Origin of the sequence: Pseudonocardia sp. CA-107938 (assembly GCF_050936315.1) — a bacterium.
GTDB lineage: Bacteria > Actinomycetota > Actinomycetes > Mycobacteriales > Pseudonocardiaceae > Pseudonocardia.
The window spans coordinates 2,104,699-2,126,996 of record NZ_JBNJNA010000001.1 but is presented as its reverse complement, the minus strand read 5'-3'; the positions used below and the strand labels follow the sequence as shown (position 1 = coordinate 2,126,996).

The 22,298-nt window shown below is 72.4% G+C and carries 24 protein-coding genes and 1 tRNA gene; 11 read left to right on the top strand and 14 right to left on the bottom strand.

The window, feature by feature from the left end:
* Positions 1 to 19: 19 nt before the first annotated feature.
* The gene (locus ACQEVB_RS10635) at positions 20 to 397 is read right to left on the bottom strand and encodes a hypothetical protein (RefSeq protein WP_432968266.1); all 378 of its coding nucleotides are present in this window, start codon (positions 395 to 397) and stop codon (positions 20 to 22) included.
* Between the two features lie 111 nt (positions 398 to 508).
* On the opposite strand from ACQEVB_RS10635, the gene ACQEVB_RS10630 reads away from it, so the two are divergent.
* Positions 509 to 1,954 (top strand): MFS transporter, encoded by a 1,446-nt coding sequence (locus ACQEVB_RS10630; RefSeq protein WP_432968263.1) that lies wholly within the window; start codon positions 509 to 511, stop codon positions 1,952 to 1,954.
* 20 nt (positions 1,955 to 1,974) lie between these two features.
* The gene (locus ACQEVB_RS10625) at positions 1,975 to 2,601 is read left to right on the top strand and encodes a TetR/AcrR family transcriptional regulator (protein WP_432968260.1); all 627 of its coding nucleotides are present in this window, start codon (positions 1,975 to 1,977) and stop codon (positions 2,599 to 2,601) included.
* Between the two features lie 92 nt (positions 2,602 to 2,693).
* Here the strand turns inward: ACQEVB_RS10625 and ACQEVB_RS10620 are convergent, their stop codons facing one another.
* The 3 genes from ACQEVB_RS10620 to ACQEVB_RS10610 form a co-directional block, all read right to left on the bottom strand.
* On the bottom strand, positions 2,694 to 3,650 hold the full coding sequence (locus tag ACQEVB_RS10620) for an alpha/beta fold hydrolase (RefSeq protein ID WP_432968257.1): 957 nt from the start codon (positions 3,648 to 3,650) through the stop codon (positions 2,694 to 2,696).
* Positions 3,626 to 3,699 (bottom strand) — tRNA-Leu (locus ACQEVB_RS10615). The genes ACQEVB_RS10620 and ACQEVB_RS10615 overlap by 25 nt, the downstream gene beginning before the upstream one ends.
* A 46-nt stretch (positions 3,700 to 3,745) precedes the next feature.
* Positions 3,746 to 4,876 carry an alkene reductase gene (locus ACQEVB_RS10610; RefSeq protein WP_432968254.1) on the bottom strand — a complete coding sequence of 377 codons (1,131 nt, stop codon included), beginning with the start codon at positions 4,874 to 4,876 and terminating at the stop codon, positions 3,746 to 3,748.
* Between the two features lie 39 nt (positions 4,877 to 4,915).
* On the opposite strand from ACQEVB_RS10610, the gene ACQEVB_RS10605 reads away from it, so the two are divergent.
* Positions 4,916 to 5,275, top strand: coding sequence for a MerR family transcriptional regulator (locus tag ACQEVB_RS10605; protein WP_432968251.1), 360 nt, complete (start codon positions 4,916 to 4,918; stop codon positions 5,273 to 5,275).
* Here the strand turns inward: ACQEVB_RS10605 and ACQEVB_RS10600 are convergent.
* The 3 genes from ACQEVB_RS10600 to ACQEVB_RS10590 all read right to left on the bottom strand — a co-directional run bounded on the left by ACQEVB_RS10600 (position 5,272) and on the right by ACQEVB_RS10590 (position 8,414).
* Complete coding sequence (locus ACQEVB_RS10600) at positions 5,272 to 6,630, bottom strand: NAD(P)/FAD-dependent oxidoreductase (protein WP_432968248.1); 1,359 nt, start codon at positions 6,628 to 6,630, stop codon at positions 5,272 to 5,274. The two genes, ACQEVB_RS10605 and ACQEVB_RS10600, sit on opposite strands and share 4 nt — an antisense overlap.
* Before the next feature lie 40 nt (positions 6,631 to 6,670).
* Positions 6,671 to 7,381: a uracil-DNA glycosylase gene (locus tag ACQEVB_RS10595; RefSeq protein ID WP_432968245.1), complete on the bottom strand. Its 711-nt coding sequence runs from the start codon at positions 7,379 to 7,381 to the stop codon at positions 6,671 to 6,673.
* Between the two features lie 79 nt (positions 7,382 to 7,460).
* The gene (locus ACQEVB_RS10590) at positions 7,461 to 8,414 is read right to left on the bottom strand and encodes an exopolyphosphatase (protein ID WP_432968242.1); all 954 of its coding nucleotides are present in this window, start codon (positions 8,412 to 8,414) and stop codon (positions 7,461 to 7,463) included.
* Positions 8,415 to 8,499: 85 nt separating this feature from the next.
* Here ACQEVB_RS10590 and ACQEVB_RS10585 point away from each other — a divergent pair, with 85 nt between their 5' ends.
* Entirely contained in the window at positions 8,500 to 10,251 is a 1,752-nt protein-coding gene (locus tag ACQEVB_RS10585) for an acyl-CoA dehydrogenase family protein (RefSeq protein WP_432968239.1), read from the top strand.
* Between the two features lie 87 nt (positions 10,252 to 10,338).
* Positions 10,339 to 11,187 carry an SDR family NAD(P)-dependent oxidoreductase gene (locus tag ACQEVB_RS10580; RefSeq protein WP_432968236.1) on the top strand — a complete coding sequence of 283 codons (849 nt, stop codon included), beginning with the start codon at positions 10,339 to 10,341 and terminating at the stop codon, positions 11,185 to 11,187.
* Here ACQEVB_RS10580 and ACQEVB_RS10575 read toward each other — a convergent pair.
* The 4 genes from ACQEVB_RS10575 to eno all read right to left on the bottom strand — a co-directional run bounded on the left by ACQEVB_RS10575 (position 11,171) and on the right by eno (position 14,098).
* Positions 11,171 to 11,458 carry a hypothetical protein gene (locus ACQEVB_RS10575; protein ID WP_432968233.1) on the bottom strand — a complete coding sequence of 96 codons (288 nt, stop codon included), beginning with the start codon at positions 11,456 to 11,458 and terminating at the stop codon, positions 11,171 to 11,173. The genes ACQEVB_RS10580 and ACQEVB_RS10575 overlap by 17 nt on opposite strands.
* A 341-nt stretch (positions 11,459 to 11,799) precedes the next feature.
* Complete coding sequence (locus tag ACQEVB_RS10570) at positions 11,800 to 12,297, bottom strand: DUF501 domain-containing protein (RefSeq protein ID WP_432968230.1); 498 nt, start codon at positions 12,295 to 12,297, stop codon at positions 11,800 to 11,802.
* The gene (locus ACQEVB_RS10565) at positions 12,294 to 12,806 is read right to left on the bottom strand and encodes an FtsB family cell division protein (protein ID WP_432968227.1); all 513 of its coding nucleotides are present in this window, start codon (positions 12,804 to 12,806) and stop codon (positions 12,294 to 12,296) included. Before ACQEVB_RS10565 ends, ACQEVB_RS10570 begins: the two co-directional genes overlap by 4 nt.
* A gap of 5 nt (positions 12,807 to 12,811) precedes the next feature.
* The gene (eno, locus tag ACQEVB_RS10560; protein ID WP_432968224.1) at positions 12,812 to 14,098 is read right to left on the bottom strand and encodes a phosphopyruvate hydratase; all 1,287 of its coding nucleotides are present in this window, start codon (positions 14,096 to 14,098) and stop codon (positions 12,812 to 12,814) included.
* Positions 14,099 to 14,235: 137 nt separating this feature from the next.
* Between eno and ACQEVB_RS10555 the strand changes: the two genes are divergently transcribed.
* The 4 genes from ACQEVB_RS10555 (at position 14,236) to efeB (ending at position 17,965) form a co-directional block, all read left to right on the top strand.
* On the top strand, positions 14,236 to 14,628 hold the full coding sequence (locus tag ACQEVB_RS10555) for a tetratricopeptide repeat protein (protein WP_432968221.1): 393 nt from the start codon (positions 14,236 to 14,238) through the stop codon (positions 14,626 to 14,628).
* A gap of 120 nt (positions 14,629 to 14,748) precedes the next feature.
* Entirely contained in the window at positions 14,749 to 15,567 is an 819-nt protein-coding gene (gene efeU / locus ACQEVB_RS10550; RefSeq protein ID WP_432968218.1) for an iron uptake transporter permease EfeU, read from the top strand.
* Positions 15,568 to 15,590: 23 nt separating this feature from the next.
* Entirely contained in the window at positions 15,591 to 16,733 is a 1,143-nt protein-coding gene (gene efeO / locus ACQEVB_RS10545; RefSeq protein ID WP_432968215.1) for an iron uptake system protein EfeO, read from the top strand.
* Complete coding sequence (gene efeB / locus ACQEVB_RS10540) at positions 16,730 to 17,965, top strand: iron uptake transporter deferrochelatase/peroxidase subunit (RefSeq protein ID WP_432968212.1); 1,236 nt, start codon at positions 16,730 to 16,732, stop codon at positions 17,963 to 17,965. The genes efeO and efeB overlap by 4 nt, the downstream gene beginning before the upstream one ends.
* On the opposite strand, the gene ACQEVB_RS10535 is transcribed toward efeB, so the two are convergent.
* A complete protein-coding gene (locus ACQEVB_RS10535) occupies positions 17,938 to 18,660 on the bottom strand; it encodes a lytic murein transglycosylase (RefSeq protein ID WP_432968209.1) in 723 nt (240 codons plus the stop codon). The genes efeB and ACQEVB_RS10535 overlap by 28 nt on opposite strands.
* A gap of 39 nt (positions 18,661 to 18,699) precedes the next feature.
* Here ACQEVB_RS10535 and ACQEVB_RS10530 point away from each other — a divergent pair, with 39 nt between their 5' ends.
* Both ACQEVB_RS10530 and argS read left to right on the top strand, forming a co-directional pair.
* Positions 18,700 to 19,272, top strand: coding sequence for a thymidine kinase (locus ACQEVB_RS10530; RefSeq protein ID WP_432968206.1), 573 nt, complete (start codon positions 18,700 to 18,702; stop codon positions 19,270 to 19,272).
* Positions 19,273 to 19,318: 46 nt separating this feature from the next.
* Positions 19,319 to 21,118: an arginine--tRNA ligase gene (gene argS / locus ACQEVB_RS10525; protein WP_432968203.1), complete on the top strand. Its 1,800-nt coding sequence runs from the start codon at positions 19,319 to 19,321 to the stop codon at positions 21,116 to 21,118.
* Here the strand turns inward: argS and ACQEVB_RS10520 are convergent.
* Both ACQEVB_RS10520 and ACQEVB_RS10515 read right to left on the bottom strand, forming a co-directional pair.
* Positions 21,108 to 21,398 (bottom strand): hypothetical protein, encoded by a 291-nt coding sequence (locus ACQEVB_RS10520; RefSeq protein ID WP_432968200.1) that lies wholly within the window; start codon positions 21,396 to 21,398, stop codon positions 21,108 to 21,110. The genes argS and ACQEVB_RS10520 overlap by 11 nt on opposite strands.
* The gene (locus ACQEVB_RS10515) at positions 21,395 to 22,255 is read right to left on the bottom strand and encodes a phytanoyl-CoA dioxygenase family protein (protein WP_432968197.1); all 861 of its coding nucleotides are present in this window, start codon (positions 22,253 to 22,255) and stop codon (positions 21,395 to 21,397) included. The genes ACQEVB_RS10520 and ACQEVB_RS10515 overlap by 4 nt, the downstream gene beginning before the upstream one ends.
* Between the last annotated feature and the right edge of the window lie 43 nt (positions 22,256 to 22,298).

Below are 22,298 nucleotides of genomic sequence, written 5' to 3'. Positions count from 1 at the left end.
GCAACGGACCGCGGCATCGCTACGTGATCACCGTGATGGCCAGTGCGACCCAGCCCACGGTCGTGACGGCGAAGACCGTCGCCGCAAGGACCTGGAACGCGGGCAGGTGGACGAGTTGCGGACGCACGGCCAGTGGCAGGAAGCCGAGCGGCTGAGCAATCGCACCAAAGGTGATCAAGACGGCGATCCAGACGGGGACGGGCTGTACGGCCCCTCCGACCGCGACCTGGACAGCACCCATCATCACCAGGTCCAGGTGGGCTTGACGGATCCTCTTGAGCTGCCTCACGCCCGCGCGGCGCAGCAGGGCCGGCGACTGGACCACGAGGACCATCAGCCATCCCGACACCACAGCGACGGCGAGTTCGACAACGCCGACGACGACGAGCAGCGGCATGACCCCTCCAACCCACGGGCTTACGCCGACAACCCGAACTCGCGTGTTCGACTTAGCAACGTGCGAGCGGTACCTTAACCCGTACATGGTTGTTCAGGTTAAGGAGTGGTGATGGATCGGGTCGGACTCACGAGCGGAGGGCCGGGACGGGCCCCGTCGGTGCAGCACCGGTGGTGGGTGCTGGCGTTGTTGTCGCTCGCCCAGTTCATGGTCATCCTGGACGTGACGGTGGTGAACGTGGCGTTGCCGGTGATCGCGGACCAGCTCGGTCTGGATCGTGCGGGCCTGACCTGGGTGGTGACGGCCTACACGCTGTGCTTCGGCGGGCTGATGCTGCTGGGTGGGAGGTTGGCCGACACGTTCGGGCGCCGGCGGCTGTTCCTGGCCGGGTTGGTCGTGTTCACCGGGGCCTCGCTGGTCTCCGGGCTGGCGGCGGACGCGGGCATGCTGATCGTTGCCCGTGCCGCACAGGGTGTCGGGGCGGCCATGCTGTCGCCGTCCGCGTTGTCGATCGTGACCACGACGTTCCATGGCCCCGACCGGAACAAGGCACTGGGCGTGTGGGCGGCGTTGGGTGGGGCCGGGGCCGCGATCGGTGTGGTGCTGGGCGGGTTGTTCACCGCCGGACCGGGGTGGCGGTGGGTGTTCTTCATCAACGTCCCGACCGTTGTGCTGGTCGCGGTGGTCCTGCCGATGCTGCTGCCCGGCGGTGCGGCGGAACGACGTGGCCGGGTCGATGCGCCGGGTGCCCTGCTCGCCACCGGTGGGATGGCGGCGCTGATCTACGGGCTGGTTCGAGCGGGAGACGCGGGATGGGGTGATCGTCTGACGCTGGCTGGGCTGGTCGTGGGCGTGGTGCTGCTCGCGGTGTTCCTCGGCGTCGAGCGGAGGGTCGGGAACCCGTTGGTGCCGCTGCGCGCTCTCACCCGCCGTCCGGTCGTTGCGGGCAACCTGGTCATGCTGGTCGCGTCCGGGCTGTTGCTGTCGAACTTCTTCCTCGGGTCGCAGTACCTGCAGCACGTGCTGCGGTTCGACCCGTTGTCGACGGGGCTGCTGTTCCTGCCGGTTGCGCTGGTGATCGGGTTGGGCACGCACGTCGGGGTCCGGATCGTCGGGAGGTTCGGCGGGCGCCCCGCTGCGGTGGCCGGGTTCGCGCTGGCCGCGGCCGGGGCGCTGATGCTGAGCGAGCTGCCGGGCGCAGGCAACCCGTGGCTCACGCTGGCGCCGGGGATGGCCGTGTCCGGGTTGGGTCTGGGCGCGGCGTTCGTCACCGCGACCACGACGGCGATGGCGCACGTCGAACCCGCCGACGCCGGGATCACCGCGGGGCTGATCAACAGCGGTCACGAGGTCGGCGCGAGCCTCGGGATCGCGTTCGTCTCGACGTTGGCGGCTGCCAGCCTGGGCGCCGCTGCCGGGCGCATACCGGGGGTCGACGGGTTCTCGACGGCGTTCACCGGTGCTGCCGTCGCGGCGGTGGTCATGCTGGTGGTCGCGGCGTGGCTGGTGCCGGCCGGGCGGCCACCGGCAGCGGCCGGACCGGTCTTCGCGCACTGACCGGCTCTACGCTCGACGTCGTGAGCACGAGTCCACGCGGCGCCGGGGCCCAGGCGCAGAACCCGCCCCGGCGGCGCGCCGACGCCGAGCGCAACATCACCGCGATCCTGGATGCGGCGGCGGCATGCCTGAGTCGGCGATCCCAGGTCAGCATGGCCGAGGTGGCCACCGCCGCTGGGGTGGGCCGGGTCACGCTGTATGCGCACTTCTCCTCCCGCGAGGTGCTGCTCGAGGCGGTGCTGGACCGGGCCATCGCGCAGGCGGCCGCCGTGATCGAGCAGACCAGGCCCGACGACGGTCCGGCCGATGTCGCGCTGCAGCGGTTGGTGCGCTCCTCCTGGGAGGTCCTCGACCGCCACCGCGGACTGTTCGAGGCCACCCAACGCGAGTTCGGCGCCGCCCGCCTCCGGCAGCGCCACGACCCCGCGTTCAGCCGCATCGAAGCCCTGCTCGCCCGCGGCCGGTCCGAAGGCACGATCCGCACCGACCTGCCGCTCAGCTGGCTGGTGACCGCCGTCTACGCCCTGATGCACGCGGCCGCGGACGACGTCAACACCAACCGCCTACCCCAACGCGACGCCGGCCGCGTGCTCGAGGCCACCGTCCTGTCGGCCGTGGCGATGCGCGGCGAACCGCCGACGGGGTGACCGACAGGCCCCCGATCAGCGCATCGGCCGGGCCCCCTCCGGTGTCGACGCCACACCTCGCCATCAGCGTTCAGGAGTCCGTCGCCGAGCGGCTACGCCCCGAGGATCACCTCGGCGACCAGCCTGGGGTCGTCGAACATCGGGACATGGCCGCAGCCGGCCAGTCGAACGTGCCGGGCGGCGGGCAAGGCTGCCCGGGCGCGGCGTGCCTGACCGCCGATCAGCAGGCGGTCCCGGTCGCCCCACGCGATCGTGACCGGAACACGGCTGAGATCGCCGGCCCGTTCGAAGCGGTAGCGGCGGCTGTGGGGCAGGATCGCCGGTAGCCCCTCGGCGGCGACGAAACCGGCCACCGTGCGGAGGGCAAGCGCCGAACTCATCCGGCCGGGATGCGCGCAGTAGATCCCGAGCAGCGCGGCGCGCGCCGGCGTCCAGCCGAGCAACGCCGACCTGACCGGCGCGAGAAGCGCGGCCAACGCGCGCGAGGCACGCAACACGGCCACCGCGTAACCGACCTCGAACCGCGACCAGAAGCCGATCGGCGCCAACGCCACCACCTTGCCGGCCCTGCCTCTGGCGGCAAGCTCCAGCGCGATCGCGCCGCCGAGCGAGTTCCCCACGACGGTCGGGCACTCCAGCCCGGTGTCGTCGAGGAACTGCTGGACGCGGTCGGTGAGCTCGACGACCCCCAGCGGACCGGATGAGTCCCCCAACGGGGAGTCGCCGTGCCCAGGCAGGTCGACGGCGACGACCTCATGATCGGCTTCGAGGTACTCGACGACGGGATCCCAGCCCGTTCGGTCGTGACCGACACCGTGCAGCAGCACGACGGCGAATCCGCGTCCCCGCCGCTCGAACGCCAGCCCACCGGACGTCTCCACCTGTGCCACGACCATCCCACCGCTCCCGATCGAGGAGCTCTGCTCCACGCGAGGCCCGCCCGACCCAAGTAAACTGTACACCGGTGTTCGATTTATGTGGCGATGTCGAACGCTGACACCGGCGCACGTGCAGATGCTGTACGTGCCCCCGGTGGGATTCGAACCCACACTGTGACCCTTTTAAGGGGCCTGCCTCTGCCGGTTGGGCTACAGGGGCTGCCGGCACCTCACCCTACGACCCGCCGCCGCCCGAGCGTCGTGGACTAGTAGCGCTGCTCGATCAGATGGACCTTCCTTCCAACTGACCCGTCGTAGCTCCGGCGAGGGTGGGGGTAGTCGAGGTAGCCGCGCTCGCCACCGGTGTAGAAGTACTCGTCGCGGACGGGGTTGAGCGGCGCACCCGAGCGCAGCCGGGCCACGAGGTCCGGGTTGGCGACGAACGCCCGACCCACCGCGATGACGTCCGCTCCCGCACCGAGCAACCGCTCCGCTGCGGCCAGCCCACCGTCGGCGGGCACCGGATCACTCAGATCCACGCCGGGGTTGGCGACCAGCAACCCCGGCCAGGTGTCGCGCACGAGCCGGTAGAGCCGCTCGTCGCGGTCGGCGAACACCACGTGGACGTAGGCGAGCCCGGGATCGAGGGCGCCGAGCAGGGCGCGGTACAGCTCCTCCGGCTCGTCCTCGCGGATCGAGTTGACCGTGCTGCCGGGCGAGATCCGCAGCCCGACGCGCTGCGGCCCGATCGCCTCCGCCACCGCGGCGACGGTCTCGACCACGAAGCGGATCCGTCCGGCGACGCTGCCGCCGTAGCCGTCGGTGCGCCGGTTCGTGGCCGCCCCGGCCAGGAACTGGTGCAGCAGGTGGCCGTTCGCGCCGTGCACCTCGACGCCCTCGAACCCGGCGTCGATCGCGTTGCAGGCCGCCGTCACGAACTCGCCGATCGTCAAACGGATGCCGTCCTCGGTCAGCGCGTGCGGGACGGGCGCCGGCCGCTCGCCGAGCGGCGTGCGCAGGGTCTCCGGCAGCGCCACCGCCGACGGCGCGACGGGGACGAGGCCGCTGGTCGCCGGGTGCCCGACCCGGCCACCGTGCTGCAGCTGCACGAACGCGTGCCCGCCGGCCGCACGGACGGCGTCGGTGACCGCGCGCCAGCCCTGCACCTGCGCGGCGGAGTGGATGCCGGGGATGTTCGGGTAGGTCTGCCCCACCGCGCTGGGCGTCGTCGCCTCCACGATGAGCAGGGCCGCGGAGGCCCGCTCGGCGTAGTACGCGGCCATCATCGGCGTGGGCACGCCGTCGGCGGTGGCGCGGTTGCGGGTCACGGGGGCCATCACGAGCCGGTGCGGGAGGTCGAGGTCGCCCATTCGGACGGGCGCGAAGAGGTTCGTCACCTCGGTACGCTAGTTCCTGACACCCATGTGAGGTTCAAGGTGAAGATCGGTGAACTCGCCGCACGGACCGGCGTCAGCGAGCGCTCCCTGCGCTACTACGAGGAGCAGGGGATGCTCGCGTCCGAGCGCACGAACGGCGGGCAGCGCCGCTACTCCGAGGCCGCGGTCGACCGCGTGATCCGCATCCAGGAGCTGTACGCCGCCGGGCTGTCCAGCGCCCGCATCGCCCGGCTGCTGCCGTGCATGCGCGACGCCGACGGCGGGCCGAGCGAGATCGCCGACGAGAAGCTGGTGGCCGATCTGGAGCTCGAGCGCGAGCGCATCGACCGCACGATGGCCGACCTCGCGCGCTCCCGTGAGGTGCTCGACGACGTGATCGAGACGGCGCGCGGCCGCTAACCCGTGCGCGCCGGCGTGCTCGGCTGCGCCGGGTCGGCCGGGCGCCGCCCGGCGCCCACGACCCGGTCGAAGTCGGCCCGCGGCTCGTTGATCTGGCCGAGGGACACGACCTCGCGACCCAGGAACAGCGCACCCGTCCAGTCGAAGACGATGCGGATCCGCCGGTTCCACGTGGGCATGCGGCTCACGTGGTAGGTGCGGTGCAGGAACCACGCGATGACGCCGCGCATCTTGATGCCGTAGATCATCGCGACGCCCTTGTAGAGGCCGAGGCTCGCCACCGAGCCGGCGTTGGCGTGCTTGTACGGAGTGAGCGGCTTGTTGCGCAGGTGCCGGACGATGTTGTCGGCCAGCGTCTTCGCCTGCCGCACCGCGTGCTGCGCCGACGGGGCCGTGCGCGCCTCCGGGTCGTCCTTGGTGAGGTCGGGCACCGAGGCGCAGTCGCCGGCGCAGAACACCTCGGGCATGCCCTGGACCTGCAGGTCGGCGCCGCAGATCACGCGACCGCGCTCGTCGCGCGGGAGGTCGGTGTGGTCCAGCATCGGGTTGGGCTTGACGCCGGCCGTCCAGACGATGGTGTCGGCGTCGAACTCGGTCGCGTCGTCGAGGACGACGTGGCCGCCGACCATCGACTTCACCCGGGTGTCGAGGAAGACCTCGATGCCGGCCTCCAGGAGCCGCTCGACCGTGTAGAGGCCCAGGTCGTGGCTCACCTCGGGCATGATCCGCCCGGCCGCCTCGACGAGCACCCAGCGCATGTCCTGCGGGGCGATGTTCTCGTAGTAGCGGGTGGCGTAGACGGCCATGTCCTGCAGCTCGGCCAGCGCCTCGACGCCCGCGTACCCGCCGCCGACGACCATGAAGGTGAGCAGCCGGCGGCGCAGGGCCGGGTCGATCGTGGTGGCTGCGGCGTCCAGCCGCGACAGCACGTGGTTGCGCAGGAAGATCGCCTCGCCGACGGTCTTGAACGCGATGCCCTGCTCCGCGAGCCCGGGGACGGGCAGCGTGCGCGCCACCGAGCCGGGCGCCACGACCAGCACGTCGTAGCCGACGGTGGTGACGTGGCCAGCGGAGAGCTCGGCGGTGACCTCGCGGGCGGCGTGGTTGATCGCCGTGACCCGTCCGGTGAGGTGGTGGCACTTGCGCAGCACCCGCCGCAGCGGCACCACCACGTGCCGCGGCTCGATCGAACCGGCCGCCGCCTCGGGGAGGAACGGCTGGTAGGTCATGTGCGGCTGCGGGTCGATGACGGTGATCTCGGCCTCGCCGCGCCGCAGCTTCTTCTGCAGCCGCAGCGCGGTGTACATGCCGACGTAGCCGCCGCCTACCACAACGATCCGCGTGTTGCGAGCCATGTCTTCATGCTCCCACCAACTGGACCGGTTCACCCCATCGCTACCGAGTGAGACCGGCTACGTCCGCCGCTCGGGTGAGCACGTCCTCGACCATCGCCGGGGTCAGCCGTCCGGTGAACGTGTTCTGCTGGCTGACGTGGTAGCAGCCGAAGAGGTGAAGCACACTGTTGTGACCAGGCAGTTCGACGTGCACACCGTGCCCGAACACCGGTCTCGGCCGCGGTACCGCCCACCCGGCGTCGGCCAGCACCGGGAGCAGCGACTGCCACCCGAACGCCCCCAGCACGACCACGGCGCGTGGTGACAGGAGTCGCAGCTCGGCGCGCAGCCAGTTCCCGCACGTGTCGCGCTCGGCGGGGGTCGGCTTGTTCTCCGGCGGCGCGCAGTGCACCGGCGCCGTGATGCGGACGCCGCGCAGCTCCAGGCCGTCGCCGGCGTGGACGGCCGTCGGCTGGTTGGCCAGCCCGACGGCGTGCAGCGCCGCGTAGAGCACGTCGCCGGACCGGTCGCCGGTGAACATCCGGCCGGTGCGGTTGGCGCCGTGTGCCGCAGGCGCCAACCCGACGATGACCAGCGGTGCGTCGGTCGGGCCGAACCCGGGCACCGGCCGTCCCCAGTACGTCTGGTCGCGGAAGGCGGCCCGCATCTCCCGCGCCACCCGCTCCCGCCACTCGACGAGCCGCGGGCACGCCCGGCACTCGACGAGCGCGGCGTCCAGCTCGGCGACGGAGGTGTAGCCGTCCACGGTCATTCGACGTCACACACCCAGTGCGGTCGTCACACATGCTGCGACGTGTGTGAGGACCGCGCTCGATGTGTGACGTCGGGGTTCAGACAAGGCTGCGCGCGATCCCGTCGAGGATGTCGTGCTCGCTCACCACCAGCTCGGTGATGCCGGCCCGCTCGTGCAGCTCGGCCCCGAGCATGTCGACGATCAGGGCGCCGCCGCCGATCACGTCGATCCGGCCGGGGTCGATCCCCTTGTGCTCCCGGCGCTGCTCGCGCGTGCGGCCGAGGAGGTCCTCCGCAACGGCGTGCAGCTGGTCGAGCGGCAGCCGCGACAGGTGCACGGCGGCCGAGTCGTACTCCTCCAGTCGTTGCGCCACCGCGGACAGCGTGGTGATGGTGCCCGCCACCCCGACCCAGGTCCGCACGCCCTCGACAGGCACCGCGTCGAACGCCTGATCCAGGATGCCGCGGGCCACCGCACGCGCCTCCGCCACCTCGTCGGCCGTGGGCGGGTCGCCGTGCAGGCAGCGCTCCGTGATCCGGACGCTGCCGATGTCGACCGAGCGGGCGGCGGTCACCGTCGCGTTCCCGTCGGTCAGCGTGCCGACCACCAGCTCGGTCGAGCCGCCGCCCGTGTCGACGACGACGAACGGGCCGTCGTCCGGATCGAGGTCGCCGACCGCGCCGACGAACGACAGCTGCGCCTCCTCGTCGCCCGAGATCACCTCTGCGTCGACGCCCAGGGTGTCGCGGACCATGCCGAAGAACGCCTCGCGGTTGGCCACGTCGCGAGCGGCGCTGGTGGCGACCATGCGCACCTTCTCGGCACCCTTGCGCCGCAGCATCGCGGTGTACTCGGCCAGCGCGACCCGGGTGCGCTCGATCGCCTCCGGCGCGAACTCGCCGCTCGCGTCCACACCCTGGCCGAGCCGGACGACCTTCTGCTGGCGGTACAGGTCGCGCAGCTCGGGGCGGCCGTCGAAGGCCTCCGTCACGTCGGCGATCAGACACCGGATCGAGTTCGTCCCGCAGTCGATCGCTGCCACCCGTGCCATGCGCGCTCCTTCACCTCGGGCCCTCGACCCTACGGATGCGGCGAACCCGGCCCGGAGCGGGTGGGTCGCGGGCTACGCTCCGGAAATGGCGGAACGGCAGGTCACGGAGGCGGAGCTGCCTCGCCGGTTCACTCCCTCGGCCCCGCTGCCGCGCGACACCACCGTCACCGCCGTCTCGTTCGCACCGGCCCGGGCACCCGAGCCGCCGCTGCAGCCCGGGGACGGCCGCACGCACGTCGTCGACAACCAGCCGCCCCCGCTGGCCGGGTTCGACCCGCTGGCCTGCGACCCCGCGCTCACCGACGCCGTCACGCGCGAGGGAGCGGGCGAGGCGCTGCCGACGCTGGCCCAGCTCGGCGCGCTCGTCGCGTCGGCGGAGGCGCGCGAGCACGCCCGGCTCGTCGACGAGCACCCGCCCGTCCTGCACACGCACGACCGCTGGGGCCACCGCGTCGACGAGGTCGAGTTCCACCCGTCATGGCACTGGCTGATGCGCACGGCCGTCGGCTGGGGGTTGCACGGCACCCCGTGGACCGCCGAGCGCGGCACCGGCGCGCACGTGGCCCGCGCCGCCGGGTTCTACCTGATGGGGCAGCTGGAGTCGGGGCACTGCTGCCCCATCTCCATGACGTACGCGGCCGTGCCCGCGCTGCGCGCCGACCCCGACATCGCCGCCGCCTACGAGCCCGGCCTGCTCGCCACCACCTACGAGTTCGGGCTCGCCGAGCCGTCCACCAAGACGGGGCTGCTCGCCGGCATGTCGATGACGGAGAAGCAGGGCGGCTCCGACGTGCGCGCCGGCACCACGCAGGCCGTGCCGACCGCCGACGGCACCTACCAGCTCGTCGGGCACAAGTGGTTCACATCGGCGCCGATGAACGACCTGTTCCTGACGCTCGCGCAGGCGCCGGCCGGGCTCACCTGCTTCGTGCTGCCCCGGGTGCTGCCCGACGGCTCCCGCAACGCCATCCGCCTCCAGCGGCTCAAGCACAAGCTCGGCAACCGCTCCAACGCGTCCGCCGAGATCGAGTACGCCGGGGCGATCGGCTGGCGGCTCGGCGAGGAGGGCCGCGGCGTCGCGACGATCATCGAGATGGTCTCCATGACCCGGCTCGACTGCGTCCTCGGCTCCGCGTCGCTGCAGCGCGCCGCCCTCACCGAGGCCGCGCACCACGTGCTGCACCGCAGCGCGTTCGGCACCCGGCTCGCCGACGCCCCGCTCATGCAGACCGTCGTCGCCGACCTCGCGCTGGAGTCGGAGGCCGCCACCGCGCTCGCCATGCGCCTGGCCGGCGCCGTCGACCGCGACGAGCGCGCGTTCCTGCGCCTCGCCCTGCCCGCGGCGAAGTACCTGGTATGCAAGCGCTCGCCGACCGTCGTCGCCGAGGCCCTCGAGTGCCTGGGCGGCAACGGCTACGTCGAGGAGTCCGGCATGCCGCGGCTCTACCGGGAGGCCCCGCTCAACTCGATCTGGGAGGGCTCCGGCAACGTCACCGCACTCGACGTGCTGCGTGCCGTCACCAAGGAGCCGGGGTCCGTCGAGGCCGTGATGGGCGAGATCGAGGCCGCCACCGGCCGCGACTCCTGGTACGACCGTGGCGTGCGCGAGCTGCGCACCGAGCTGCGTGGACGGGAGCCGCGCCGCGCCCGCCGGCTCGCCGAGATGCTCGCGCTGTGCCTGCAGGGCGCGCTGCTGCTGCAGCACGCGCCCACCGAGGTGGCGTCCGCGTTCGTCATGTCGCGGTTCCTGCCCGACGGGCCGTGGCGCACGTCCGGCACGCTGCCCGCCGAGGCGCACGCCGACGCGCTGCTCGCGCGGGTGGCGCCCACGGCGTAGGTGGCGTGCATCACAGCCTGTCAGGGACCGCAGGGCCGCTCGGTTCAGGTCGCGAACACATCGACCCGCAACCGAAGGAGCACTTCCATGAGCAAGGTCTGGTTCGTCACCGGTTCGTCCCGCGGTCTCGGCCGCGCGTTCGTCGAAGCCGCGCTGGAGCGGGGCGACCGCGTCGCCGCCACCGCGCGGTCCACCGCGAGCCTCCAGGACCTCGCCGCCGAGTACGGCGACGCCGTCCTCCCCCTCGCCATGGACGTCACCGACAAGGCGGCCGTCGCCGACGCCGTCGAGCAGGCGGTCGCGCACTTCGGCCGGCTCGACGTCGTCGTCAACAACGCCGGGTACGCGCAGGTCGGCGCCGTCGAGGAGCTGACCGAGCAGGACCTCCGCGACCAGATGGAGACCAACCTCTTCGGCGCGGTCTGGGTCGTGCAGTCCGTCCTGCCGCAGCTGCGCGCGCAGGGCTCGGGCCACATCATCCAGCTCTCGTCCGCGGCGGGGCTCGTCGCGATGCCCCTCGGCGGGGCGTACCACGCGTCCAAGTGGGCCCTCGAAGGGCTGAACGAGGCCCTCGCCGCCGAGGTCGCACCGTTCGGGATCAAGGTGACGATCATCGAGCCGGGCGGCTTCGCGACCAGGAACGGCAAGAACCCCGACCCGCTCGACAACGGCCACATGGCCACCGCGCACCCGGCCTACGTCCCCCTCCGCCAGCAGCTCGCCGGCGCCATGAAGGGCCAGCCCGCAGGCGACCCGGCCGCCGCCGCGCAGGCCCTGCTCACGCTCGTCGACCTGGACCGCCCGCCGCTGCGCGTCCTCTGGGGCCTCGGCTTCTACCCGATGCTCCAGAAGGTCTACGCCGAGCGCCTCCAGAACTGGGCCGACTGGCAGGACCTGTCACTGGCCGCCCAGGGCGAGCTCACCGTCCAGGGCTGACCCGGCGGGCCAGCCCGTCGAGCACGTCGACGCGGTTCGCCGGCACCCGCACGTCGACGACGACGGTGGCGCCGTCCGCATGGACGTCGAAGTCGAAGAACGAGCAGCATGCCGACTCCCGGGCGGTCACGTCCCGCGCCTGCTCCGCCACCCCCGGGCCACCGGAGAGCCGCACCCGCAGGTGCTCCGGCTGCGGTCGCTCGACGCCCTGGGCCAGCGTGAACAGCTGGTCGAACTCGGCCAGCCGCAGCGGCAGCTCCGCGGTCGGCAAGGTGCAAGCGTCGACAGGCGCCCAAGCGGTGTTCTCCTCAGCCACACCACCAAGGTAGGCCACCCCGCGCCCGCGAGTTGGCCATCCGAGCAGGGCGAGTTGGCCGTCTCGACAGGACGGCCACTCGGGCAGTCCCTCGCGGACGGGCCAACTCGCCCTGCCGAACCGGCCAACTCGCCCTGCCGAACCGGCCAACTCGCCCTGCCGAACCGGCCAACTCGCCCTGCCGAACCGGCCAACTCGCCCTGCCGAACCGGCCAACTCGCCCTGCCGAACCGGCCAACTCGCCCTGCCGAACCGGGCAACTCGCCGTGCGGGACGGGCCAACTCGCGGGTGGGGGTTACTGCTCCGGGGGGAGGGTGGCCGAGCAGGGGTTGGTGCACCACCACTCGCCGACCTCGGCGAGCGCCTCGTCGCCGAACGGGTTCACCCCGGGGCCCGCGGCCAGCGCGTGGGCGGCCAGTGCGTGCAGGCACTTGACCCGGCCGGGCATGCCACCGGCGGTGACCTGGGTGCCGAGTGGGTCGATGGCGTCGCGTTCGGCCAGGTAGGCCTCGTGCGCGCGGGTGTAGGCGGCGGCCAGCTCGGGGTCGCTCGCGAGCCGCTCGGTCATCTCGCGCATGCGGCCCTCGGCCTCCAGCGTGCCGAGCCGGGACACGAGCCGCGGGCACGTCAGGTAGTAGAGGGTGGGGAAGGGGGTGCCGTCCTCCAGCCGCGGGGCGGTGCGCACCACGGTCGGTTGGCCGCAGGGGCAGCGGTGCGCGACGTCCATCATCGCCCGTGGTCGGCGCCCCAGCTGCGCCTCGACGGCGGCCACGTCGGCGGGTGCGACGGTCACGGCGACCCCGCCGTGACCTCGCGCCACAGCAGCGCGTACCAGGGCGCCCCGGAGCCGGCGGCGGTCTCGGGTGCGGCGGGCGGCGCCGGCAGCTGCACGACGTAGGGCACCTCGCCCGGCCGGACGTACCCGAGCCGGCTGCGGGCCATCGCCTCGATCTCGGCGGGGTCGGAGAGCCGGTCCCGTTCCCGGGTGAGGCGCTCGACCTCGGCGGCGAGGTCGCGCTGCTGCTGGGTGACGGCGGCGAGCTCCTGCCGCTGCGCGACGTAGTTGCGCAGCGGCACGGCCACCGAAAGGGCCAGCGCGCACACGACGATCGCGAGGATCGCCGCGCGACGCGCCGAGGAGATGCCGAGGAACCCGGTGGTGGCCGCGACCATCCCACCGGGCCGGGTACGGGTCAGCTGCGGCTCGCGGCCGGCCCGCCGGCGGGTGGCCGAGCTGACCGTGCCCTCCGGTCGGGCCGGCCGCCGCCGGACCTTGGGCGCCCGCGCCCGTTCCTCGGCCACCGTGCTCAGCTCTCGGAGCGGAACCGCGGGAACGCGAGGTCGCCCGCGTAGCGCGCGGCGTCGCCGAGCGCCTCCTCGATGCGGAGCAGCTGGTTGTACTTCGCGACGCGGTCGGACCGGGCCGGGGCGCCGGTCTTGATCTGCCCGCAGCCGGTGGCGACGGCGAGGTCGGCGATCGTGACGTCCTCGGTCTCGCCGCTGCGGTGGCTCATCATGCATCGGTAGCCGGACTGGTGGGCCAGGTTGACCGCGTCCAGGGTCTCCGACAGCGTGCCGATCTGGTTGACCTTCACCAGCAGCGCGTTGGCGGCGCCGCGGGAGATGCCGTCGTCGAGCCGCTCCGGGTTGGTGACGAACAGGTCGTCGCCGACGAGCTGGACGTCCGCGCCGACGCGGGCGGTCAGGGCGACCCAGCCGTCCCAGTCGTCCTCGGACAGCGGGTCCTCGATCGACACGAGCGGGTAGTCCGCGACGAGGCCCGCGTAGACCTCGGAGAGCTCCTCGGCGGAGAGCTTCCTGCCCTCGTAGGAGTAGGTGCCGTCGGTGAAGAACTCGGTGGCGGCCACGTCGAGGGCCAGCCCGATGTCGCGCCCGATGGTGTAGCCGGTCTTCTCGACGGCCTCGACGATGAGGTCGAGCGCGGCGCGGGTGCCCGGCAGGTCGGGGGCGAAGCCGCCCTCGTCGCCGAGGCCGGTGGCCAGGCCCTTGCCCTTCAGCACCGACTTGAGCGCGTGGTAGACCTCGGCGCCGGAGCGCAGCGCCTCCTTGAAGGAGTCGGCACCGATCGGCGCGATCATGAACTCCTGCACGTCGACGGACGTGTCGGCGTGCGCGCCGCCGTTGATGATGTTCATCATCGGAACGGGCAGGACGTGCGCGTTGGGCCCGCCGAGGTAGCGGAACAGCTCCAGCCCTGACGAATCGGCGGCCGCCTTCGCGACGGCGAGCGACACGCCGAGCAGCGCGTTCGCGCCGAGGCGGGCCTTGTTGGGGGTGCCGTCGAGGTCGACCAGGCGCTGGTCGATGATCCGCTGCTCGAACGCCTCCAGGCCGACGAGCTCCGGCCCGATCTCGTCGAGGACCGCGGAGACCGCCTTCTCCACGCCCTTCCCGCCGTAGCGGGCCGGGTCGCCGTCCCGCAGCTCGACGGCCTCGTGCTCACCCGTCGAGGCGCCCGAGGGCACCGCCGCCCGGGCCAGCGTGCCGTCGTCGAGTGCGACCTCGACCTCGACCGTGGGGTTGCCCCGCGAGTCGAGGATCTCGCGTGCACCGACCTCTTCGATGACCGCCACCAGTGCTCCCTGCCTCATGATCGATTCCGCGACTCCCACCAGCCTAGTGGCCGGGTACCGGCGCGCCCGGGAGCAACCCTCCGCGCGGTTGTCAACTCTCGCAGTTCACCGCCGCGACACCTAACGTGGGTACGACCATGACGAGCCAGCCCGAGGGTCTTTTCGAGTCGTACCGGCGCGCCGAGATGTTCGTGGCCGACAGCCGTCCGCTCGACGCGCTGGCCGCACTGGGTCCGGTGCTGGAGAGCCAGCCGGACGACGCGTCCGTGCAGCTGCTGGCCGGACGGGCGTACCTGAACTCCGCGCAGCTGAGGCGCGCCGAGCAGGCGTTCGAGCGGGTGCTGGCGCACGATCCGTCGGACCACTACGCCCGGTTCGGTCTGGGCAAGGCGCTGCACCGGCAGGGCCGGCTGCCGGAAGCACACGCGCAGCTGAAGATGGCCGCCGCGATGGATCCGCGCCCGGAGTACCAGGAAGCGCTGGGCGAGGTGCGGGCCCGGATGGCCATCGACGGCACCGAACCGGACTAAACGGGCGTCCGCGCAGGTCACAACGCCGGCGGCTTCCGATCCGCGAGAGCGCAGGCTAGCCTGACCCCGCTACTGCTGAGGCTGCCCTAACGACGGCCGACGACACCCGTGGGAGCCGCCGTGCTGGCCAATCTGCTGATCGGGCTACGAGAAGGCCTGGAGGCCGCGCTCGTGGTCAGCATCCTGGTCGCGTTCCTGGTGCGCACCGACCGGCGCGCGGTGCTGCCGAAGGTGTGGCTGGGGGTCGCGATCGCGGTCACGGTCAGCGTCGCGGTCACGGTCGCGCTGGGCCTCGCCGAGCAGCAGCTGACGTTCACCGCCCAGGAGGCGCTGGGCGGCAGCCTCTCCATCGTCGCGGTCGGCTTCGTCACGTGGATGATCTTCTGGATGCGCCGCGTCGGCCGCACCATCTCCCGCGAGCTGGAGGGCCGGCTGGAGAGCGCGGTGGCGATGGGCTCCACCGCCGTCGTCGTGATGGCCGCGCTCGCCGTCGGCCGTGAGGGCCTGGAGACGGCGCTGTTCTTCTACACGGCCGCCCAGGCCGCCGGGGAGACCACGCAGCCGCTGATCGGGTTCCTGATCGGCATCGCGATCGCCGTCGCGCTCGCGTACCTGATCTACCGGGGCGCGCTGCGGATCAACCTCGGCAAGTTCTTCACCGTCACCGGCGTGCTGCTGATCTTCGTCGCCGCCGGGATCCTCGCCTACGGCGTGCACGACCTGCAGGAGGCCGCGATCCTGCCCGGCCTGACGACGCTCGCCTTCGACGTCAGCGCGGCCGTCCCGCCCGACTCCTGGTACGGCACGCTCCTCAAGGGGATCTTCAACTTCTCCCCGCAGACCACGGTGCTCGAAGCCATCGTGTGGGTCGCCTACGTGGCGATCGTCCTCAGCCTGTTCCTGCGGTCCGCCCGCACCCCCGTCGGTTCCCCGTCCTGACCCCCACGAGGAGCGTCCTTCCCATGTCCCGCAGAACCTCCGCCGGCATCGTGTGCGCCGGCATCGCCGCTGTCGCGCTCGCCGGCTGCACCAGCACGGCGCCGGCCCAGAACACCGGAGGCGCGGCCGCGGGGGGCCCCATCTCCGTGAAGGCCACCGACACGGCGTGCGAGGTCGGCGCCACGGAGGCACCGGCGGGCCACATCACCTTCTCGGTGAACAACGCGGGCTCCAAGGTCACCGAGTTCTACCTGTACGGGGTCGGCGACCGGATCATGGGCGAGGTCGAGAACATCGGGCCCGGCATCACCCGCCAGCTCATCGTCGAGGTCCCCGACGGCGGCTCGTACGTCACCGCGTGCAAGCCCGGCATGGTGGGCGACGGCATCCGTGCCCCGTTCACCGTCACCGGGAGCACGCAGCGCTCCACCGACGCCAACGCGAAGCTCGCCGAGGCCACCGCCGGCTACAAGCGGTACGTGACCTCGCAGATCGAGACGCTGGTCGTGAAGACCCAGGAGTTCGTCACCGCCGTCAAGGCCGGGAAGGTGGACGAGGCCAAGGCCCTGTTCCCCGTCTCGCGCACGTACTGGGAGCGCATCGAGCCCGTCGCGGAGTCGTTCGGCGACATCGACCCCAAGGTCGACGGCCGCGACGACGGCGAGCCGGGCGTGCCGTTCACCGGCTACCACCGCATCGAGAAGGACCTGTGGCTGGACGGGCTGAAGCCCGACACCAACCAGATGGCCGACAACCTGCTGGCCGACATGAAGGACCTGCAGAGCCGCGTCGCCACCGTCGAGATCACCCCGGTGCAGCTGGCCAACGGCGCGAAGGAGCTGCTGGACGAGGTCGCCACCGGCAAGATCACCGGCGAGGAGGACCGCTACTCGCACACCGACCTGTGGGACTTCAAGGCCAACGTGGAGGGCTCGCAGGCCGCCGTCGCCGCGCTGCGCCCGGTGCTCGACGAGAAGAACAAGGACCTCGGCCCGCAGCTCGACCAGCGCTTCGCCGCGGTGGAGAAGCTGCTGGAGGGCTACCGCGCGGGCGACGGCTTCAAGCCGTACACGGCCCTCACCGACGACGACAAGAAGAAGATGACCGAGGCCGTCGATGCGCTCGCGGAGCCGATCTCGCAGGTCGCCGGGGTCGTCAGCGCATGACCGGGGTCTCGCGGAGGCGATTGCTGGGGGCGGCCGGGGCCGGCGTCGCGCTGGCCGGGGCCGCGGCGGCCTGCTCGGCGCCCGCGGCGGCGCCGACGCCGTCGGACGTCGTGCCGTTCCGCGGCACCCGGCAGGCCGGGATCATCACCCCGGCGCAGGACCGGTTGCACTTCGTCGCGCTCGACGTCGTCGACGGCGATCGGGCACGGCTGCAGAGCCTGTTCCAGAAGTGGACGGCGGCGGCGGAGCGCATGACCGCCGGCGCCGAGGTCACCCCGGGCGGCGCGGTCAACCGCAACCCCGAAGCCCCGCCCGACGACAACGGCGAGGCGCTGGGGCTGCCCGCGTCGCAGCTCACGATCACGTTCGGGGTGGGGCCGGGGCTGTTCGAGAAGGCTGGGGTGGACCGGTTCGGCCTCGCCGCGAAACGGCCGGCGGCGCTCGTCGACCTGCCCCCGTTCACCCTCGACGACATCGACCCGGCCATCTCCGGCGGCGACATCTGCATCCAGGCGTGCGCCAACGACCCGCAGGTGGCGGTGCACGCCATCCGCCACCTCGTGCGCATCGGGCTGGGCACCACGGCCGTGCGGTGGTCGCAGCTCGGGTTCGGTCGCACCTCGTCCACGTCGACAGGGCAGGCGACGCCGCGCAACCTCTTCGGCTTCAAGGACGGCACCAACAACCTCAAGGCCGAGGACCCGGCCGGGCTCGACGAGCACGTCTGGGTCAAGGGCGGCGGGCAGCCGTGGCTGGAGGGCGGCACGTTCCTCGTCGTCCGGCGGATCCGCATGCACATCGAGGTGTGGGACCGCACGTCCCTCAACGAGCAGCAGGCCCTCGTCGGGCGCACCAAGGGCGAGGGCGCGCCGCTGTCGGGCACCAAGGAGTTCGACCTCGCGGACTACGCCGCGAAGGGCGAGGACGGGCAGCCGGCCATCCCGATGGACGCGCACATCCGCCTCGCCTCGGCGCACGCGCTGAACGGGATCAAGATCCTGCGCCGCGGCTACAACTTCGTCGACGGCAGCGACGGGCAGGGCCACCTCAACGCGGGCCTGTTCTTCCTCGCGTTCATGCGCGACCCGATCAAGCAGTTCGTTCCGATGCAGAGCGCGCTCGCGAACAACGACACGATGATGGAGTACATCGAGCACACCAGCTCGGCCGTCTTCGCCGTGCCGCCGGGGTTGGGCGAGGGCGGCTACTGGGGCGAGGGCTTGTTCGCGTAGCGGTTCGCCGCCGCCCACACCAGCCGCGCGTACTCGCCCGACGAGTTGTAGGTGAGCACCCCGTCCCACCAGCCGCGACCCGTCGACACGTCGCGCCGGGCCGCGCACAGGTACGCCGCGGTGGCGCGGGCGGCGGCGTCGATCTGCTGCGGGTCGCCCTTGCCGTAGCGCGCCCACGTCGCCGGCAGGAACTGCATGGGCCCGACAGCGCGGTCGTAGGTGGAGTCGCCGTCGAGCCGGCCGCCGTCGGTGTCGGGGACGTGCCGGGTGCCGGCCGAGCCGTCCAGCGGGATGCCGACGATGTCGGGGCGGGCCACGCCGTCGGCGTCGATCTCGGAGCTGCCGAAGCGTCCGTGGTCGGACTCCACCCGTCCGATCCCGGCGACCGTCACCCACGACAGCCGGCAGCGCGGCGTCGCCTTGCGCTGCTCGATCTCCGCCGCCGCGTAGGCGCGCAAGGCGCGGGCCGGGATGCCGGTGCCGGCGGTGTGGGCCACTGCCCACGCGTCCAGGTCCGTGCCGGCGGGCAGCGGGTCGGGCTGCGGCAACGGGGTGTTGCGGGCGACCTCCGCCGGCGCCAGCCCGTCGTCGCTGCGGCCCGGGGACGGGCGCTGCGCGGAGAGCGCGGCGACCACCGTCACGACGGCCAGCAGCACGCACGCCAGCACCCCGGAGACGATCGCGACAGGACGCACCCCGCCAGCGTATGAACGTCCGGCTGAGAGACTCTCACCGTGGCCAAGCTGTACTTCCGCTACGGCGCGATGAACTCCGGCAAGTCGACCTCGCTCATCCAGGTGGCGCACAACTACGAGGAACGCGGGCAGCGCGTCCTCGTCGTGAAGCCGGCGATCGACACCAAGAGCCCCGCCGTCCTCTCCCGGATCAGCGTCGCCCGCGAGGTCGACCTCGTCGCCGACGAGCACACCGCGCTCCGCGACGCCGTCCTGGCCACACCCGGCCCGCGGATCGACTGCGTGCTCGTCGACGAGGCCCAGTTCCTCACCGACGAGCAGGTCGAGGACCTGTTCCGGCTCGCCGTGCAGCACAACGTGCCCGTCATCGCGTACGGGCTGCGCAGCGACTTCCGCACCCGCGGCTTCCCCGGCTCCATCCGGCTGATGGAGCTCGCGCACTCCATCGAGGAGCTGAAGACGATCTGCCGGTGCGGCCGCAAGGCCACCCTCAACGCCCGCACCGTCGACGGCTCGTTCACCGTCGCCGGCGACCAGGTCGCCATCGAGGGCGACGTGGGCTACGAGTCGATGTGCGGCGCCTGCTACCTGGTGAAGGTGGGCAACTTCTAGCCCGAACTCGGTTGCCGCCGGTACACCGGGCCGGTACTCACTCGGCATGAACCCGACCCGCATCCCGCTCACCTCCCTCGCGCACGCGGTGGAGCTGCGGGTCCGACGCGGGATCGCCGCGGTGCTCCCCGAAGAGGAGGGCGCCGATCCGGTCGTGCGGCACTCGGAGCGCGCCGACCTGCAGGCCAACGGCGTGCTGCCGGTCGCGAAGCGGTACGGCATCCCGCCACGGGAGCTGGCCACGCAGGTCGCAGCAGCGCTGCCGGCCGACGACCTGATCGCCGCCGTCGAACCCAGCGGGCCCGGTTTCCTCAACATCACCCTCACCGACGCAGCCTTGATGCAGCAGGTCGCCGCGCGGGCGGCGGACCCCCGGCTGGGTGCACCGACCACGACCACCGCGACCACGGTCATCGACTACTCCCAGCCCAACATCGCCAAGGAGATGCACGTCGGGCACCTCCGCAGCACCGTCGTCGGTGACGCGCTGGCCCGGCTGCTCGGGCACGCCGGCGCGACGGTCGTGCGGCAGAACCACCTCGGCGACTGGGGCACCAACTTCGGGATGCTCGTGCAGTACCTGGCCGAACACCCGGCACCGGCCGGGGAGTCGATCTCGGGGCTCGACGCGCTCTACCGCGCGGCGCGGGCCCGGTTCGAGGCCGATCCCGGGTTCGCGGACCGGTCGCGCGCCGCGGTCGTCGCGCTGCAGGCGGGCGAGCCGGGCGCGCGGAGCACGTGGGCGGCGATCGTCGCGGAGTCGACCGCGTACTTCGAGGAGATCTACCGCCGACTCGACGTCCTGCTGGAGCCCGCCGACGCCGTCGGCGAGAGCTTCTACAACGCCGACCTCGCCGGCATCGCCGACGACCTGGAGGCGCGGGGCATCGCCGTCGAGTCCGACGGGGCGCTGTGCGCCTTCAACGATGAGGACGCGGCGCCGCTGATCGTCCGCAAGAGCGACGGCGGGTTCGGCTACGCCGTCACCGATCTCGCCGCGATCCGCCACCGGGTCCAGCGCCTCCACGCCGACCGGATCCTCTACGTCGTCGACGCACGCCAGGCGCAGCACTTCCGCATGGTGTTCGCCGTCGCGCGACGGGCCGGCTACCTGCCCCTGCACGTCGAGGCGGTGCACGTGGCGTTCGGCTCGGTCCTCGGGCCGGACGGGCGCCCGTTCAAGACGCGGGCCGGCGAGACCGTCCGCCTGCTGGAGCTGCTGGAGTCGGCGGTCGCGCACGCCCGCGCGACCGTCGCGGAACGCAGCCCCGACCTCGCGCCCGACGAGCTGGACCGGCGGGCGGCCGAGATCGGGATCGGCGCGGTCAAGTTCGCCGACCTGACCACCAGCCGCACCCGCGACTACGTCTTCGACCTGGACCGGATGCTGTCGCTGACCGGTGACACCGGCGTCTACCTGCAGTACGCGCACGCGCGGGCCCTGGAGGACGCCTACGCGGAGGCGGAGGAGGGCGGTGACCCCGACACGATCAACCGGGTGGAGGCGCACGCCTGGCTGGACGGGTGGTCGGCGCGCGAGTTCCGCGTGCAGGGCTTCCCGCGCGACCTGTTCCTCGCCATGAACGGGCTGCACCTGCAGCTGGCCGGCCAGGCAGGGCCGGAGATCGGCGACGTCGCCGACGCGTGGGACCGCGTCGGCTCGATCGCCGTGCCCACGCTGGTGCTGGTCGGCGACCTCGACGACACCGAGATCCCCGCCGCCCAGCACCTCGGCGCGACCATCCCCGGCGCCCGACTGGAGATCCTCGACGGCACCGGCCACCTGCCGCACCTGGAAGGGCACCGGCGCTGCCTTGACCTGGTCACGGAGTTCCTCAGCTCGTGAGCTTCTCGAAGAAGAACTCGTGCTTGAGGAACGAGACGTCGTACTCGTGGCCCGGCTGCGGCGGGAGCAGCTGCGCGGCCTGGAACAGCCGCCAGCCGTCCTTCAGGGCGTCGAGACCGGTCGCGTAGGGCGGCACGTCGCTGTCCCCCGTCGTCGGGGTGGTGCGGCCGGTGCCGTCGTAGACCGACCAGCCGATCACCGGCGAGTCCAGCGCCGACGACGCCAGGTAGAGCACCAGCACCTGCTGGCGCAGGGTCTGAGCTGGGGCAGTCGCGCTCATGCCGTCTCCTTCTTCCCCCACGGGTGGACGCTGTGCTGCGCAACGACGCGCTGCGGGCGGTTCGACACCCGGGTCACCCAGAACTCCGGGTCGTAGGTGTCGTCACCGGTCAGCGCCTGCCACAGCTTGACCCGGTTGTAGCGCTCGAGCCGCCCGGTGGCCCACTCGTGCCACGGGAACGACTGGTCGAGCTCGCGCGCCACGGCCTCGTCGTACAGGTCGTCGGTGTTCCACAGCCGCACCTGCCGGACGGTGGGGTTGAACCGGATCTTGAACATGTAGCGGTCGACGTCGCTGTCGTTGCGCCGGCCGCCGTGCCAGATGCCGTGGTGCAGGAACACGACGGTGCCGGCCGGGCACACGAGCCGGGTCTGGCCGAGCAGGTTCTGGTAGCGGCCGATGTCGGTCTCGTTGACGCGACGCAGGTGGGTGCCCGGCACGCTCAGCGTGCCACCCATCTCCAGCGTGACGTCGTGCGGGTAGTACATGAGCTGGACGTCGAAGGCGTCCGGTCGCACGTCGATGATGGCGTCGGCGTGCAGGTCCTGCGCCTCCCCGCAGTGCGCTTCGCGGATGTGGACGGCGTGGTGGTCGACCGTCGGGTCGGGGCCGACGAGGCTGTGGATCGCGCCCGCGATCTCCGGCAGGGCGAGCAGCTGCCGGACGAACTCGCTGCCGGCGAACGCCTCCGACAGCGGGGTGCCGTAGGGCTCGGCGGGGATGCCGGCGCGCAGGACGTCGACGGCCCGCCGGTTCATCTCCTCCGGGACGACGGCGTCCATGCGGAGCGCGCCGGTGGCCACGAAGTGCGCCATCTGGACCGAGGTGAGCAGGTTCTCGCGATGCGGCCGGGGCATCGGCACCCTCCGGTTCGGTGGTCGGTTCTCCACGAGGCTAGGC